At 51.2% G+C, this 14,590-nt stretch carries 14 protein-coding genes; 13 read left to right on the top strand and 1 reads right to left on the bottom strand.

Annotated features, from left to right (window positions below; genetic code table 11):
• Positions 1–171: 171 nt before the first annotated feature.
• The 13 genes from B5E82_RS10185 to B5E82_RS10125 all read left to right on the top strand — a co-directional run bounded on the left by B5E82_RS10185 (position 172) and on the right by B5E82_RS10125 (position 9,898).
• The gene (locus B5E82_RS10185; protein WP_087307437.1) at positions 172–534 is read left to right on the top strand and encodes an ArsR/SmtB family transcription factor; all 363 of its coding nucleotides are present in this window, start codon (positions 172–174) and stop codon (positions 532–534) included.
• Positions 527–1,339, top strand: a complete 813-nt coding sequence (locus B5E82_RS10180) for an N-acyl homoserine lactonase family protein (RefSeq protein WP_087307436.1) — start codon at positions 527–529, stop codon at positions 1,337–1,339. The genes B5E82_RS10185 and B5E82_RS10180 overlap by 8 nt, the downstream gene beginning before the upstream one ends.
• Positions 1,340–1,373: 34 nt before the next feature.
• Positions 1,374–2,039, top strand: a complete 666-nt coding sequence (locus tag B5E82_RS10175) for a nitroreductase family protein (RefSeq protein WP_087307435.1) — start codon at positions 1,374–1,376, stop codon at positions 2,037–2,039.
• Between the two features lie 251 nt (positions 2,040–2,290).
• Positions 2,291–2,920: an imidazole glycerol phosphate synthase subunit HisH gene (hisH, locus tag B5E82_RS10170; RefSeq protein WP_087307434.1), complete on the top strand. Its 630-nt coding sequence runs from the start codon at positions 2,291–2,293 to the stop codon at positions 2,918–2,920.
• Between the two features lie 127 nt (positions 2,921–3,047).
• Positions 3,048–3,845 carry an imidazole glycerol phosphate synthase subunit HisF gene (gene hisF / locus B5E82_RS10165; protein ID WP_087307433.1) on the top strand — a complete coding sequence of 266 codons (798 nt, stop codon included), beginning with the start codon at positions 3,048–3,050 and terminating at the stop codon, positions 3,843–3,845.
• Positions 3,842–4,744 carry a DUF998 domain-containing protein gene (locus B5E82_RS10160; protein ID WP_087307432.1) on the top strand — a complete coding sequence of 301 codons (903 nt, stop codon included), beginning with the start codon at positions 3,842–3,844 and terminating at the stop codon, positions 4,742–4,744. Before hisF ends, B5E82_RS10160 begins: the two co-directional genes overlap by 4 nt.
• Complete coding sequence (locus B5E82_RS10155) at positions 4,725–5,399, top strand: uracil-DNA glycosylase (protein WP_087307431.1); 675 nt, start codon at positions 4,725–4,727, stop codon at positions 5,397–5,399. The genes B5E82_RS10160 and B5E82_RS10155 overlap by 20 nt, the downstream gene beginning before the upstream one ends.
• Positions 5,392–7,083: a glycosyltransferase family 39 protein gene (locus B5E82_RS10150; protein ID WP_087307430.1), complete on the top strand. Its 1,692-nt coding sequence runs from the start codon at positions 5,392–5,394 to the stop codon at positions 7,081–7,083. Before B5E82_RS10155 ends, B5E82_RS10150 begins: the two co-directional genes overlap by 8 nt.
• An 18-nt stretch (positions 7,084–7,101) precedes the next feature.
• Positions 7,102–8,043: a 2-hydroxyacid dehydrogenase gene (locus tag B5E82_RS10145; RefSeq protein ID WP_087307429.1), complete on the top strand. Its 942-nt coding sequence runs from the start codon at positions 7,102–7,104 to the stop codon at positions 8,041–8,043.
• A 262-nt stretch (positions 8,044–8,305) separates the two neighbouring features.
• A complete protein-coding gene (locus B5E82_RS10140) occupies positions 8,306–8,524 on the top strand; it encodes a helix-turn-helix transcriptional regulator (protein ID WP_087307428.1) in 219 nt (72 codons plus the stop codon).
• Positions 8,508–8,939, top strand: coding sequence for a hypothetical protein (locus tag B5E82_RS10135; protein WP_087307427.1), 432 nt, complete (start codon positions 8,508–8,510; stop codon positions 8,937–8,939). The genes B5E82_RS10140 and B5E82_RS10135 overlap by 17 nt, the downstream gene beginning before the upstream one ends.
• 98 nt (positions 8,940–9,037) lie before the next feature.
• Positions 9,038–9,466, top strand: coding sequence for a hypothetical protein (locus tag B5E82_RS10130; protein ID WP_087307426.1), 429 nt, complete (start codon positions 9,038–9,040; stop codon positions 9,464–9,466).
• Positions 9,467–9,481: 15 nt separating this feature from the next.
• Positions 9,482–9,898 carry a WapI family immunity protein gene (locus B5E82_RS10125; RefSeq protein ID WP_087307425.1) on the top strand — a complete coding sequence of 139 codons (417 nt, stop codon included), beginning with the start codon at positions 9,482–9,484 and terminating at the stop codon, positions 9,896–9,898.
• 139 nt (positions 9,899–10,037) lie between these two features.
• Here B5E82_RS10125 and B5E82_RS10120 read toward each other — a convergent pair whose 3' ends face one another.
• On the bottom strand, positions 10,038–14,429 hold the full coding sequence (locus tag B5E82_RS10120) for a 2-hydroxyacyl-CoA dehydratase (RefSeq protein ID WP_087307424.1): 4,392 nt from the start codon (positions 14,427–14,429) through the stop codon (positions 10,038–10,040).
• Positions 14,430–14,590: the final 161 nt, after the last annotated feature.

The raw sequence follows: 14,590 nt of genomic DNA, 5'->3' as shown, positions 1-14,590 counted from the left end.
CTCCTCTACCCTGTTGACAAGGCGTGTATGCCCTTATCAACAGGGTATATTTTCTTTAGTTTAACACGGCGGTCAGAGAAAGGCAATCGTCTCGATTTTCTTTCCCATTGCCCAAAGGAAGAAAAACTATGGTATAATCGTTTAAGCAAATGAACCAAAGGAGGTGAATCCATGTCGGAGCATCACCAGGAGATTAACCTTCTGGCGGAGGAATTTGAAAGCTGCCGGCAGATTCTGCTTGCATTGGGGGATGAGAACCGTCAGCATCTGATTCTGGAAATGATGCGGATGGGGGAGTGCGGAGGCGTCCGCATTGGAGCGATTACAGAAAAGACGAATCTTTCCCGTCCTGCCGTATCCCATCACATTCAGATATTAAAGGCGGCTGGCCTTTTGAAAATGCGCAGGGAAGGCACAAAAAATTATTACTATTTTGACGCCGATGCGGAAGCCATGGATAGGCTGATAGCGATGCTTACGCACGCAAAAGAAATCATGGAGCAGCTGCCTGACAGGAGTGGAAACGATGATTAAGGTGCACATTTTTCATACAGGATCAGTGAGGGTTGATCAGGCAATTCCGTACAAGGAGAAAAATCCGCTGGCAGTGACCGGTCTGTTCCGCGGGGAAGAAAAGAAAGTGATTCTGCCTGTATCTTGTTATCTGATCGAACATCCCAAAGGGAAAATCCTGATTGACACAGGCTGGGACAGCAAATATGTATATGAGAAGCCGCACCGGTTCGGGGGCCTTTTAAATGGCATCAGCACGCCTGTCATAAAAGAAGGTGAAAGTGTCGATGATAAGCTTTCGGAGCACAATCTCCGGGCGCAGGATCTGGATTATATTTTTTTCAGCCATATGGATTTTGACCATACAAGCGGACTTTGTCTTGTGAGAGAAGCAAAGCGGATCATGGCTGCCAGAGAAGAATTAGAAGATTCCAGAAAATACTTTTTCCGCTATGTGAAAACGAACTGGAATTTTGCAAATGTGGAGCCGTTCGAGTATGAAAATACAGGAATCGGACCGGTGGGCAGAAGCTATGATGTGTTTGGCGACGGAAGCGTGGTGCTGGTCAATACGCCCGGGCATACGCACGGGATGTTCAGCGCGGTGGTAAGCGGCGGAGGAAAGTATGTGGTTCTGGCAGGTGACAGCGTGTATACACAGCGCTCTATCAGGGAAAAACTGATTCCTGGTTTTACGGTAAACGCAAAACTGGCGGAGAAATCCCTGGAATGGGTTTGCCAGTGCGCGGCAGACGAGAACTGTCTGCTGGCCGCCGCAAACCACGATCCGGAAGTGGAAGAACAGACCATAGAGCTTACGGACTGACACTGAAATCAAGAATAAATGGAGGAAGAAAAACATGGATTTAATGGAAGCAATGAAAGCGCGCCACAGCGTGCGCCAGTATATGGATAAGCCGCTGGAGAAGAAAGCTGTCGAAGAGCTGCAGGCAGAGATAGACGCCTGCAACCAGGAAAGCAGACTGCATATTCAACTGGTGAGAAATGAGCCGAAGGCCTTCGATGGCTTTATGGCTCACTATGGAAAATTCAGCGGCGTCACCAATTATATCGCAATGATTGGGAAAAAGGGGCCGGACCTTGAAGAAAAGTGCGGCTATTACGGGGAAAGGCTTGTGCTGAAGGCTCAGCAGATGGGACTGAATACCTGCTGGGCAGCCATGACCTACAGTAAGATAAAGACAGCTTTCCGGATAGACGACGGCGAGAAGCTCTGTATCGTGATTTCCATTGGTTATGGAAAAAATCAGGGAAGCGCCCACAAGGTAAAAACGGCTGATGAGGTAGTAAAAGGAGACGGAGCGCAGCCGGAATGGTTCCGGGCCGGGGTGGAAGCGGCGCTGTTTGCTCCCACAGCAATGAATCAGCAGAAATTTACGTTTGCCTTAAGCGGAAACCGGGTGTCAGTGAAGGCAGGAATAGGATTCTATACAAAAATCGATCTGGGAATTGTAAAATATCACTTTGAGGCGGGAGCCGGAACAGAACATTTTGTGTGGGCCTGAAATCTGAAAGCAGAGAACCGGCACATCAGCGGAAGTAAAAGATAAAGAAAACAAGAAAGCGTTGATTCCTTTTGCGGCTCAGCGCTTTTTTGCTCTTTCCGGCAGCGGGCCCGGGCAGGAGCTTTGGCCATAAAGTGTTGAAGAAAAACGAAAAATATAGTAAACTTAACTCATGTCATCCGACGCTGACCCGAATCCCACGCACAAGTCCCGCGGACGGGTCCTGATTTGACAGACGAGGAGTGAAGCTTATGATTGCGATTATCGATTATGACGCCGGAAACCTGAAAAGTGTGGAAAAGGCGCTGCTGTATCTGGGACAGGATGTGCTTGTGACCCGGGACAGGGAAAAGATTTTGAGCGCCGATAAAGTAATTCTGCCGGGTGTGGGAAATTTCGGGGATGCCATGGAAAAGCTGAAAGGCTACGGGCTGGAGGAAGTCATCCGGGAAACGGCGCGGCAGGGAAAGCCCTTTCTGGGAATCTGCCTGGGGCTTCAGCTGCTCTTTGAGCGAAGCGCTGAGGCGCCCGGTGTGGAAGGACTTGGAATTCTGAAGGGAGAAATCCTGCGGATTCCGGACAGGGAAGATTTAAAGGTTCCGCATATCGGCTGGAACTCCCTGAAACTTCAGAATCAGGGGCGGCTTTTTGCAGGACTGGAAGAGGAACCGTATGTCTATTTTGTACACTCCTATTATCTGAAGGCGGCCGATCCGCAGATTGTGAAGGCAGTGACGGAATACGGAGTCCGGATCGACGCCTCGGTGGAGAGCGGCAATGTGTTTGCCTGCCAGTTCCATCCGGAAAAAAGCAGCCGCACAGGTCTTAAGATTCTGAAGAATTTTGCGGAACTGTCCAGCACAGGCCGAATCACTTGCTGATGAGGCCGTAAGAAAGTGAATCAGGTGTGAGCAAACCTCATCAGCGAAGCTGATTTTCATGGTTTGCGAATCGTAACTGTGAAGGAAGTGAACAGTTACGAATTTTGCGGAACTGGAGGACTGGTAAATGTTTACAAAACGGATTATTCCATGCCTGGACGTGCACGCGGGCCGTGTGGTCAAGGGCGTGAATTTTGTGAATTTAAGAGACGCCGGAGATCCGGTGGAGATTGCGGCGGCCTATGACGCAGCCGGAGCGGATGAGCTGGTATTTCTGGATATTACGGCGAGCTCGGACGCCCGGGCCACTGTGGTGGATATGGTGCGCAAGGTGGCGGAAAAGGTATTTATCCCTTTTACGGTAGGCGGGGGAATCCGGAGCGTAGAGGATTTCAGGGCGCTCCTGCGGGAAGGGGCCGACAAGATTTCCGTCAATTCTGCGGCGATTATGCGGCCGGAACTGATCAGCGAGGCGGCCGATAAGTTCGGAAGCCAGTGTGTGGTAGTGGCCATCGACGCCAGGCGGAGAGAGGACGGAAGCGGCTGGAACATATTCAAAAACGGCGGCCGCGTAGATATGGGAATCGACGCGGTAGAGTGGGCTATGAAGGCAGACAGGCTTGGCGCAGGGGAGATTCTTCTGACCAGCATGGACTGTGACGGCACAAAAGAGGGATATGATCTGGAGCTGACGCGTACCATTGCGGAAAATGTGTCGATTCCGGTGATCGCTTCCGGCGGCGCCGGTACAAAGGAACATTTCTATGAAGCGCTGACAGAAGGAAAAGCGGACGCGGCGCTGGCTGCTTCGCTGTTCCATTATAAAGAGCTGGAGATTCAGGAAGTAAAGGAATACTTAAGAGAACGCGGTGTTCCGGTGCGGCTGCAGACTCTGGCTCCCAAAGAAGGAAGGGACGGAAAATGAAGACCACAGATGTACGCAGGAAACCTTCAAAATACAGAAATCTGGACGCGGCAGGCTGCATCAGGCGTTTTCAGAGAGTCAGATTTCTCCTGACAGGAATTGCGGTTGCGCTGATTATTCTGACAGCAGCCGTGTTTATCACGCATACGGAGGAACTGTCTCTGGGGCTTTATTTCATTGTGATTCTGTTGATTCTTCTGGTGTTTTTTGCGGCCCTCGCCCTGCATGTGGCAGGGATCTATCAAATTCTGTATACGGACTGTGATCCGGTTAAATTTCTGGAGGTGCTGGGAAGACAGAGCAGAAAGCTGAAAAGGCCGTCGCAGAAAAGCAGCCATCATCTGCTCTGCGCGGCAGCCCTGTCATATCTGGAAGACTGGGACGCAGTGTACCGGGAGCTGGTACAGTTTCAGGCGCCGGCTGTCCGGAACAGAAGTCTTTTGTACTCTCATCTGAATCTGCTGGGCGATTACTGTCTGGTAAAAGACCAGAAGGATGATTTTGAAGCCTGCAGGCGGCAGCTGCTTGCTCTGGAGGAGCAGGGAAAGCCCAGGGAGAAAAAACTGGCGGACCAGCTTCTTCTTGTATGGGACAGAAGGATTGCCTGCGTGACACAGGACAGGAAGAGAGAACGTGAGATTCTGAATCAGCTTTTGCTGGGACAGAAGAGATACCTGAGCCAGGAGGTGGCCTGGACGTTCCGTCTGGCCCAGCTGGATCTGCTGGACGGAAATGTGGAGCAGGCGGGGCAGCGTCTCCGGTTTGTAATGGAGTATGGAAATACCATGGCTGCCCGGACCTGGGCAGAAGAGCTGTGGAACCGGCAGGACTGGTCCCTGGAACAGAAAAATAATCAGGAAGAGACAGGAGAGAAAGAAAATGGGAATGATACAGAATGACTGGCTGGAGCCGCTGAAGCCGGAATTTGGAAAGCCTTATTACGCAGAGCTTTTCAGATTTGTGCAGAATGAGTACGCTACCAGAAAGATATTTCCGCCTGCGGATGATATTTTCAATGCCTTTCATCTGACGCCTCTGCATGAGGTGAAGGTGGTGATTCTGGGCCAGGACCCTTATCACAACGACGGCCAGGCCCATGGCTTGTGCTTTTCTGTGAAGCCGGATGTGGAGATTCCGCCGTCTCTGGTGAACATCTATCAGGAGCTCCACGATGACCTGGGCTGCTATATTCCGAACAACGGCTATCTGGTCAAATGGGCAAAGCAGGGTGTGCTGATGCTGAACACCGTGCTGACGGTCCGGGCCCATCAGGCCAATTCCCACCGGGGTATGGGATGGGAGCAGTTTACGGACGCGGCTATCCGCGTTCTGAATGAGCAGGACCGCCCGATTGTATTCATCCTGTGGGGAAGCCCCGCGCAGAAGAAGGCGCAGATGCTGAATAACCCGAAGCATCTGATTCTGAAGGCACCGCATCCGAGCCCCCTCTCGGCGTACCGGGGCTTTTTCGGAAGCCGGCCTTTCAGCAAGACCAATGAGTTTCTTGTAAAAAACGGCCTGGAGCCGATAGACTGGCAGATTGAAAATGTGTAGTCAGATCAAGGCGGCAAGAGGATGGTATAAGCAGCAGGAAAAAGGCACGCGGGTTATGCTGACTATCCTGACTGCGGCTGTGACTTTTTATCTGGTCTTCCTGCTCTGGCTTCTGCCGGAGATGATGGAGACGGTTCCCATGGATACAAAATACTGGACAGTCAAGATTCTGGCGGCGCTTCTTATGACGGTGCCGGTTTATCTTGGGCTGCAGTGGTGCGTATACCGTCTTTCCGGCGCGGAGCTGAAAGAGAGCGGCGCCGGGACGGACAGTATTCCGGACGAAAATGCGGGAGAGAACAGAGACGCTGCGGAGAAAAAAGAAAAAATGCGGCGCAGATTCTGGTTCTTTTTGGGCTTCAGTCTGGTATTTGCCTGGCTGATGGTTTATTTCTACGCGTATTTTCCGGGGTCTTTTGACTGGGACAACCTGGATCAGTGGTGGCAGATCCAGAACAGCCAGTACGATACCTGGCACCCGGTGTTTCATACGCTGATCATTGCCCTGTTTACAAAGGTTGTAAATCATTACGGCTTTGCGGTGTTTATGCAGCTGCTGCTGTACAGCCTGCTCTGCGGATATCTGCTTTACACCATGGCAAAATGGCGTTTTCCGGTGTGGGGAATGCTGCTTGCGGAGTTCTTCCTGGCGGCGAATCCGCAGACGCACCGGATTCTGCTCTTCATGTGGAAGGACAGCGCGCTGACACTTTTCATGCTGCTGTTTACGGTGTATCTGATCCATGTATGGAAGAGCGGCGGAAGATGGCTGAAGAAGAAGCGGAACCTTGCGGTGTGGATTCTGGTGTTGATTTCCATTTCTCTGGTCCGGCATAACAGTATTCTGTATACAATTCCGTTTCTGATTCTGGCTGTTTTTTTCTTTAAGGAGATTCGCCGGGAGAGCATCATTTCTCTGGTGCTGATGCTGGCAGGGATGTGGGTTATCCAGTATCCGGTTTACAATCTGGTGGGGGCCAGCCGTCCGTCCCAGACCTATGTAGAGACGGTGGGCGTGCCCATGACGATTCTCTGCAATATTCATGAGACAGCGCCGGAAAGCCTTGATCCGGAGGCGGCTGAATTTCTGGCAGAGATAGGCCCGGAGAAGCGCTGGGATATCTACGAGATGGGAAATTACAATTCCTTTAAATTTGTGACCAACGCCAATCAGGTGATTTCCAGCACCGACCCGCTGGACTTCCTGAGTTTCACGGCCAGAACGGCGGCGAACGCGCCGGGGCTTTCCCTGCAGGCTGTTTACCAGGTGACGCGTATGGTCTGGGATATCAGGGGGACTACGCCCTGGCACACCGATCTGGAATATCAGATTCAGGAAAATGAGTGGAATTTCTCCTATGTAGAGGACCGGGCCGGAATGAGGACCGTCCTGAATGATTTTGACAACTGGGTGATGGACAGCGCTCTGGACACGCTTTTTTCCTACAATGGCATTCATCTGCTGGCGCTGATCCTGTGCACACTGTTTGTATTTGCCCGGAAGGGAAAAGGATGGAAAGCCCTGGTGCTGACGCTTCCTGTTTTAGCCTATAATTACGGAACCATGCTGCTGCTCTGTGGACCGACTTACCGGTTTTTCCACTTTGACAGTGTGATTTTCGTTCCGCTGTGCCTGCTTCTGTTCAGCGGATGGAAAACCGCCGTTCCGGAAAACAACATGTGAAGGGGAGGAAATATTATTATGCGGATTGTATTACTGGAGAGTCTGGGTGTTTCTGAGAGGGTGATTGAGAAACATGCGCAGAAACTGGAGAATATGGGGCACAGCTTTACGGCGTATGAAAAAAATACGGACCCTGCTGTACAGGTGGAACGCTGCCGAAATGCAGATGCAGTCATGCTTGCGAATATGCCCCTGTCTGAAGCGGTCATTGATAAAGCGGAACATCTGAAGTTTATCGACGTAGCCTTTACCGGCGTCGATCATATTCCGATGGAAGCGGCAAGGAAGAAGGGAATTGCGGTCAGCAATGCTTCCGGTTATGCGACTCAGGCGGTGGCTGAGCTCTGTGTCAGCTTTATGATCCAGCTGCTTCGGAATGTAAATAAGACAGAAAAGCGCTGCCGGACGGGCGGTACAAAGGACGGCCTGATTGGCAATCTTCTCTGTGGAAAGACAGTAGGAATCGTGGGGGCAGGCGCTATTGGAAAAAGAACCGCAGCTCTCTGCAAGGCCTTTGGCTGCACCGTACTGGCTTACAACAGAAGCAAAATCACGGATGCGTCTGTAGACAGGCAGGTATCTCTGGAAGAGCTTCTGTCATCAGCGGATATCGTATCCCTGCACTGCCCGCTTACTGCGGAGACGAAGGGAATGATTGGAAAGGAACAGCTGGCGCTGATGAAAAAAACAGCGTTTCTGATCAACACAGCCAGAGGCGGTGTCGTAGATCAGGATGCTCTGGCTGCGGCTCTCAGTGACGGACAGATTGCAGGAGCGGCTCTGGACGTATTTGATAAAGAGCCGCCTCTTCCGGAAGACCATCCGCTTCTTCACGCGCCGAATACGATTGTGACGCCGCATATCGGCTTTGCCTCTGTGGAATCTCTGGAGCAGAGAGCAGATATCGTGTTTGAAAATCTTTATTCCTGGCTGGAAGGCAGACAGCTCAATGCGGTCTGACCGGAGGAGAAAGAAAATAAAATATCAGGGCTCTAAGGAAGCTGGCTGTATCAGTGGTTACATTCATTATATCATTGATGCGTCCAGCTCCTTTGTTTTTATGATTTAAGCGCGCTCTGAGGATATATGGCAACACATCGGATGGCGGCAGGTGAGATAAAGCTTATTAAAAATGGAAAGTAAACTTGACATAAGAATCTCTTCGTGTATAATAAAAATATGGAAAGTAAACTTTCCATCAAAAGAGGGTGACAGAATTCGGATGAAAAACAGACTGGAAGAATTGAGAAAAGAAAGAGGAATCAAGCAGGAAGAACTGGCAGACGCCCTGGAGGTGTCGCGGCAGACCATAGGTTCTCTGGAGAATGGAAGGTATAATCCGTCGATTCTTCTGGCCTTTAAGATTGCCCGGTACTTCGGGATGAGCATTGAGGACATCTTTATTTATGAGGAGGAGGGGGAACATGAAAAAGGAAGATAATATCATTTTTTTGGTTTACATTTTTATTGGGGCAGCTGTGACGGTGTTGGGAATAACAGGAAAAAACGGTTTCTTTGACTCGGGAGCCTTAGTTGTTATGGGTTTTTCGCTGATTGTGGGAAGCCTGGGCCAGTTGTTTCGCTTCTGGCATAACAGAAAGCCGGAAAACAGAGAATCATATGAAACAGAGATGAGACATCAGCGGATAGAGTGGGATGATGAGAGGAACAGGCAGATTCGTCATTATGCCGGGTATCTTACTTATGGCGTGACTATGGTGGGTTGTTTTACGGCAGCTGTTATAACGAATCTTTTGGGCGCCGGGAATCGGATAGTCTTTGTTCTGCTGGTGGCTGGAGCTGCAGAGGGTGTGATGTTTGCTGGGTTTCAATGGTATGCGCGCAGAAAAATGTAAGAGCTTCTGAACAGATGGGAACAGGGATGTTTTCTGCTTATAGATGGAAGAGTTTGTAAACACAGAAGCGTAAAAATTACTATTTATGAGGTGAGAGCATGAAAAAGAAGGACAGAATTTTTTGGGCGGTTTATATTGTGGCCGGCATGGTGATGATGGCTGTGGGACTGAAATTGGATATAGAATATTATTCCACGCTGCTTTTTGCCATAGGTTTTTCCTTTATGACGAACGGGCTTGTACGGGTCGTAGGAAACTGGTACCATATGAGGCCCGAAAACAGAGAAGAATATCAGGAGAAGCTGCGCCGGCAGCAGATTAATCTGAAGGATGAAAGAAAGATGCAGCTGCGCTGGCGGGCAGGGTATATTGCCTGGTCGGTGACTGTGATTCTGTGTTTTGTGGGAGCGTTTGTGATGAGCCTGTTTCAGAAATATACGGCACTTGTGGCGGCACTGTTTGGACTGGCTGTCCTGGAATATGTGGCTGCAACCGTAATTTACAAGCATCTGTGCAGGAAGATGTGAGGTGATATTTGAAACATGGAGCATTTACTGCGTGCAGAAGATTTTGAGATGAAACTGAATCTGAAGGTATTCCGAAGCGATCTCACGTATCCGTGCAATACAAGTATGAAAGTATCTGTACAAAGCGGCAATTTTTCCGGAAGTGCTTCGATGGATATTGATATCAGAGAATTTGCGGAATTTGCCGCAGATTTGTGCCGGCTGTATGAAAAGCTGTCCGGGAGCGCCAGAATAGAAGAACCCTACGGGGTACATATGTATCTGTCGTTTCAGGGAGACGGAAAAGGGCATATGGATGTGAGGGGAGAGTTATATCAGACAGACAGCGCTGGAATGGAGCAGGAGCTGAGATTTTCGAACCGGTTCGATCAGACTTATCTGAAATGTTTTTGCTATGATTTAAAAAGGAGCTATGAAAGATATTTGGAGTGAATAGTGTTGATGTACAAGAGAATGTATTGCCTCTTGGTACACCGGCATTAAGCCGAGAGCTTAACAGGGGGGACTGCGTGGAACATCCATCGCAGTCCCCCCTGCTGACTTTTATAGGGACAAATTGCAATATCTTGATTTAAAAGCTTTCTGCAGCAGCGATTCCGTTTCCGGAAGGAGAGCCGGAAGTGCTGCTCTTATCAGAGCGGCTGTTTTGGGAAGATGAGCCAGACTGGCCGTTTGCACCTGTGCCGCCTGTGCCGTCTGAACCTTTTCCAGCTTTTATCTCCTCATTCAAATGCTTATTCGCAGTGGACAGCATCAGCTTCAGACGGTTCAGCTGGTTTACCTCGCTGGCGCCGGGATCGTAGTCGATGGCTACCACATTGGAAGTGGGGTAGCGGCGGCGCAGTTCCTTGATAACGCCCTTGCCGACTACGTGGTTCGGCAGACAGCCGAAGGGCTGCGTGCAGACGATGTTCGGAATGCCGGTGTGGATCAGCTCCAGCATCTCGGCGGTCAGGAACCAGCCTTCGCCGGTCTGGTTGCCGACGGATACGATGTCGGTGGCCTGTTCTGCCATTTCATCGATATTGCCGGGCGTGCCGAAGTGGACGCTCTTTTTCAGAGCTTTGACAGCCGGCTTGCGAAGCCACTCCATGGCGATGATACCCAGACGGGCTGTGCGGGCGCTGGAACGCTTCTTTCCCAGGTGGTCTGCCTTGAACTCGGAGTTCTTGAAGCAGTACAGAAGGAAGTCCATCAGTTCCGGAACCACAGCCTCGGCCCCTTCCGATTCCAGAAGCTCCACCAGATGATTGTTGGCAGAAGGAGAGTATTTTACAAGAATCTCTCCGACCACGCCGACTCTGGGCTTCTTCATATCCTCATAAATCGGAAGCTTGTCAAAATCCTCGATAATTCCTTTGCAGATCTGGACGAAGCGGCGGTGGGACACATGCTTTTGGGATACAAAATCCTGACAGATCTTCAGCCATTTCTGATGCAGTCTGTCTGCGGAGCCGGGTTCTTTCTCATAGGGACGCATCCGGTAGAGCACCCGCATGAAGATGTCTCCAAATACAAGACCATACAGACCCTTGAAGGCCAGGCCCGGTGTGATCTTGAAGCCGGGGTTGCTCTCAAGTCCGGTCAGGTTCAGGGAAACTACCGGAATATTCGCGTGTCCTGCCTTTGCCAGAGCACGGCGGATAAAGGAGATATAGTTGGTAGCCCGGCAGCCGCCTCCCGTCTGGGTGATGATGACAGCCAGTTTATCCGGATCGTATTTGCCGGAAAGTACGGCGGTCATAATCTGGCCGACTACCACAAGAGAGGGGTAGCAGGCGTCATTGTTTACATATTTCAGTCCCATATCGATGGCCGCCCGGTCAGAATCCGGAAGCACGTCGATATGATAGCCGCAGGAGCGGAACGCAGGCTCGATCACGTCGAAGTGAATCGGAGACATCTGCGGGCAGAGGATGGTGTAATCCTTCCGCATTTCCTCGGTAAATACCACACGCTCGTAGGCGGTGGATTCCACGGTCCGGCATTCCTGCTTTCTCTCGCGCACCCGGAGGGCGGAGATCAGGGAACGGATACGGATTCTCGCGGCTCCCAGGTTGTTGACCTCGTCGATCTTCAGGCAGGTGTAAATCTTGCCGGAGTTTGTCAGGATATCGCTGACCTCATCGGTGGTCACGGCGTCCAGGCCGCAGCCGAAGGAATTCAGCTGGATGACGTCCAGGTCATCCCGGGTTCTTGCGTAGCTTGCGGCTGCGTACATTCTGGAATGGTACATCCACTGGTCCATGACAAACAGAGGACGCTCCACACCGTGCAGGTGGCTGATGGAATCCTCGGTCAACACGGCGATACCGTAGGAATTGATCAGCTCCGGAATACCATGGTTGATTTCCGGGTCGATATGGTAAGGACGGCCTGCCAGCACAATGCCCCGGTGTCCGGTCTCTTCCATGTATTTCAGGGTCTCTTCCCCCTTGCGCTTGATATCCTCGCGGACCTTCGCCTGCTCATCCCATGCCTTTTTGGCGGCGGCGGAAATCTCCTCCGCCGGAATGTGGCAGTGTGCTCCAAACTCCCGGATCAGAGCCTTTTCCAGGATTTCCTCGCTTTCAAAGGAGAGGAAAGGATTGAAGAAATCAATGTCTCCGCCGTGGAGCTCATCGATGTTGTTCTTGATGTTTTCCGCGTAAGAGGTCACGATGGGGCAGTTGTAATGATTGCCTGCGTCGGGGAATTCATTGCGCTCATAAGGCACGCAGGGATAGAAGATGAACTTCAGTCCCTGGCGGATGAGCCAGGTTACATGGCCGTGGGCCAGTTTCGCCGGATAGCACTCGGATTCGCTGGGGATGGATTCGATGCCCAGCTCGTAGATCTTGTGCGTGGAAGCGGGAGAGAGCACTACCTGGTATTTCAGTTCGGTAAAGAAGGTGTACCAGAACGGATAATTCTCATAGAAGTTCAGTACACGGGGAATACCGACCTGGCCGCGGGAGGCCTCGTCCGCGGGCAGAGGCTCATAACCGAAGATCCGCTTGTTCTTGTATTCATAAAGGTTCGGGATATTGTCCTTGTTGCGTTCCTTGCCGATACCGCGCTCGCAGCGGTTGCCGGTGATGAACTGGCGGCCGCCGGTAAAGCGGTTGATGGTAAGACGGCAGTTGTTGGTACAGCCCTTGCACTTGGACATGGTTGTCGTAAATTCCAGATTGTTGATCTGGTCGATAGAAAGCATGGTAGTCTCCACACCCTCTTCATAGCGTTCTCTTGCGATGAGAGCGGCGCCGAAGGCGCCCATGATGCCCGAGATGTCAGGGCGGACGGCCTCACAGCCGGCGATCTTCTCGAAACTGCGGAGAACGGCGTCATTGTAAAAGGTTCCGCCCTGGACTACGATGTTCTGCCCAAGGGAGGAGGCGTCAGAGACCTTGATTACCTTAAACAAAGCGTTCTTGATGACGGAATAGGCAAGGCCGGCTGAGATATCGGCCACTTCCGCGCCTTCCTTCTGAGCCTGCTTTACTTTGGAATTCATAAATACGGTGCAGCGGGTTCCCAGGTCGATGGGGTGCTTTGCGAACAGAGCAGCCTTTGCGAAATCCTGTACGCTGTAATTCAGAGAATGCGCAAAGGTCTCGATAAAGGAACCGCAGCCGGAGGAACAGGCCTCATTCAGCTGCACGCTGTCTACGGTATGGTTTTTGATGCGGATGCACTTCATATCCTGTCCGCCGATATCCAGGATGCAGTCTACCTTCGGATTGAAAAATTCAGCCGCATAGTAGTGGGCGACTGTCTCCACTTCGCCCTCGTCCAGCATCAGAGCGGCCTTTACCAGCGCCTCTCCGTAACCTGTGGAGCAGGAGCGGACGATATGAGCGTCTTTCGGAAGAAAACGGTAGATTTCCTGAATGGCGCGGATGGTTGTCTTTAAGGTGCTTCCGTTATTATTGCTGTAAAAGGAATAAAGAAGCTCTCCGTCCTCTCCAACGAGGGCGGCCTTTGTGGTAGTGCTTCCGGCGTCGATGCCTAAGAAGCAGTTGCCCTTGTAAGCCTGGAAATCGCCTCTGGCCACCTCGTGGCGGCTGTGGCGCTCCTGAAATTTGGCATATTCATGTTCAGACTCAAACAGAGGCTCCATGCGGGCTACTTCAAAATCCATCTTGATGTGGGATTTGAGACGTTCCTTCATGCTGCTTAAGGACACAGCTGATTCCTGCCTGGAGCTCAGGGCAGAGCCAATGGCCGCGAACAGATGGGAGTTTTCCGGAGCGATAATGTGCTCGTCGTCCAGCTTCAGGGTACGGACAAAAGCCGCCTTCAGCTCGGAAAGAAAGTGAAGGGGGCCGCCCAGGAACGCCACATGGCCGCGGATGGGTTTTCCGCAGGCAAGGCCGCTGATAGTCTGGTTTACCACTGCCTGAAAAATAGACGCAGACAAGTCTTCCTTTGTCGCGCCCTCATTGATCAGCGGTTGAATGTCAGATTTTGCAAATACACCGCAGCGGGCCGCGATGGTGTAAAGGGAATGATAGTTTTTGGCATACTCGTTCAGGCCGGAAGCGTCCGTCTGAAGAAGAGAAGCCATCTGGTCAATGAAGGAGCCTGTACCGCCGGCGCAGATGCCGTTCATACGCTGTTCCACATTGCCGCCCTCAAAATAAATGATTTTCGCGTCCTCGCCGCCCAGCTCAATAGCCACATCGGTCTGGGGCGCTGCTTTTTCAAGGGCTGTCGCTACGGCCACAACCTCCTGGATGAAGGGCACTTCCAGGTGCCTTGCCAGAGTCAGGCCGCCGGAACCGGTGATAGCCGGGTATACAGTCAGGTCGCCAAGCTCCCCTTCCGCCTTTTCCAGAAGATCGGCCAGGGTCTCCTGAATATTTGCGAAATGACGCTCGTAATCCGAAAACAAAAGCTGGTTCTCCTGGTCGAGAACCGCAACTTTTACTGTGGTGGAACCGATATCGATTCCCAATGTATATGTATTATTACCGTTCATATATGTTACGCGGATAGTCCGCAACCTCCTTTTCTATCTATATTGAAAGGTTTTCAGACATCATTTCTCATTATACGACAGTAAAAAAATGAAAGCAAATAAAAAAAGTATAAACTGACAGGCTGTTTTCCCGTTATTTTTCACATGGGGGCGGTCATTTT

The sequence above is a fragment of the Lachnoclostridium sp. An138 genome (assembly GCF_002160765.1).
Lineage (GTDB): Bacteria > Bacillota > Clostridia > Lachnospirales > Lachnospiraceae > Laedolimicola > Laedolimicola faecalis.
The sequence above is the reverse complement of the archived record's forward strand: the minus strand, read 5'-3'. Positions and strand labels throughout refer to the sequence as shown.

Coding starts and splice junctions, on each gene's coding strand:
- B5E82_RS10155 (WP_087307431.1), top strand. CDS start 4,725: ATGGGAATGATACAGAATGACTGGCTGGAGCCGCTGAAGCCGGAATTT.
- B5E82_RS10135 (WP_087307427.1), top strand. CDS start 8,508: ATGAAAAAGGAAGATAATATCATTTTTTTGGTTTACATTTTTATTGGG.
- B5E82_RS10130 (WP_087307426.1), top strand. CDS start 9,038: ATGAAAAAGAAGGACAGAATTTTTTGGGCGGTTTATATTGTGGCCGGC.
- B5E82_RS10175 (WP_087307435.1), top strand. CDS start 1,374: ATGGATTTAATGGAAGCAATGAAAGCGCGCCACAGCGTGCGCCAGTAT.
- B5E82_RS10180 (WP_087307436.1), top strand. CDS start 527: ATGATTAAGGTGCACATTTTTCATACAGGATCAGTGAGGGTTGATCAG.
- hisH (WP_087307434.1), top strand. CDS start 2,291: ATGATTGCGATTATCGATTATGACGCCGGAAACCTGAAAAGTGTGGAA.
- B5E82_RS10145 (WP_087307429.1), top strand. CDS start 7,102: ATGCGGATTGTATTACTGGAGAGTCTGGGTGTTTCTGAGAGGGTGATT.
- hisF (WP_087307433.1), top strand. CDS start 3,048: ATGTTTACAAAACGGATTATTCCATGCCTGGACGTGCACGCGGGCCGT.
- B5E82_RS10185 (WP_087307437.1), top strand. CDS start 172: ATGTCGGAGCATCACCAGGAGATTAACCTTCTGGCGGAGGAATTTGAA.
- B5E82_RS10125 (WP_087307425.1), top strand. CDS start 9,482: ATGGAGCATTTACTGCGTGCAGAAGATTTTGAGATGAAACTGAATCTG.
- B5E82_RS10140 (WP_087307428.1), top strand. CDS start 8,306: ATGAAAAACAGACTGGAAGAATTGAGAAAAGAAAGAGGAATCAAGCAG.
- B5E82_RS10160 (WP_087307432.1), top strand. CDS start 3,842: ATGAAGACCACAGATGTACGCAGGAAACCTTCAAAATACAGAAATCTG.
- B5E82_RS10150 (WP_087307430.1), top strand. CDS start 5,392: ATGTGTAGTCAGATCAAGGCGGCAAGAGGATGGTATAAGCAGCAGGAA.
- B5E82_RS10120 (WP_087307424.1), bottom strand. CDS start 14,429: ATGAACGGTAATAATACATATACATTGGGAATCGATATCGGTTCCACC.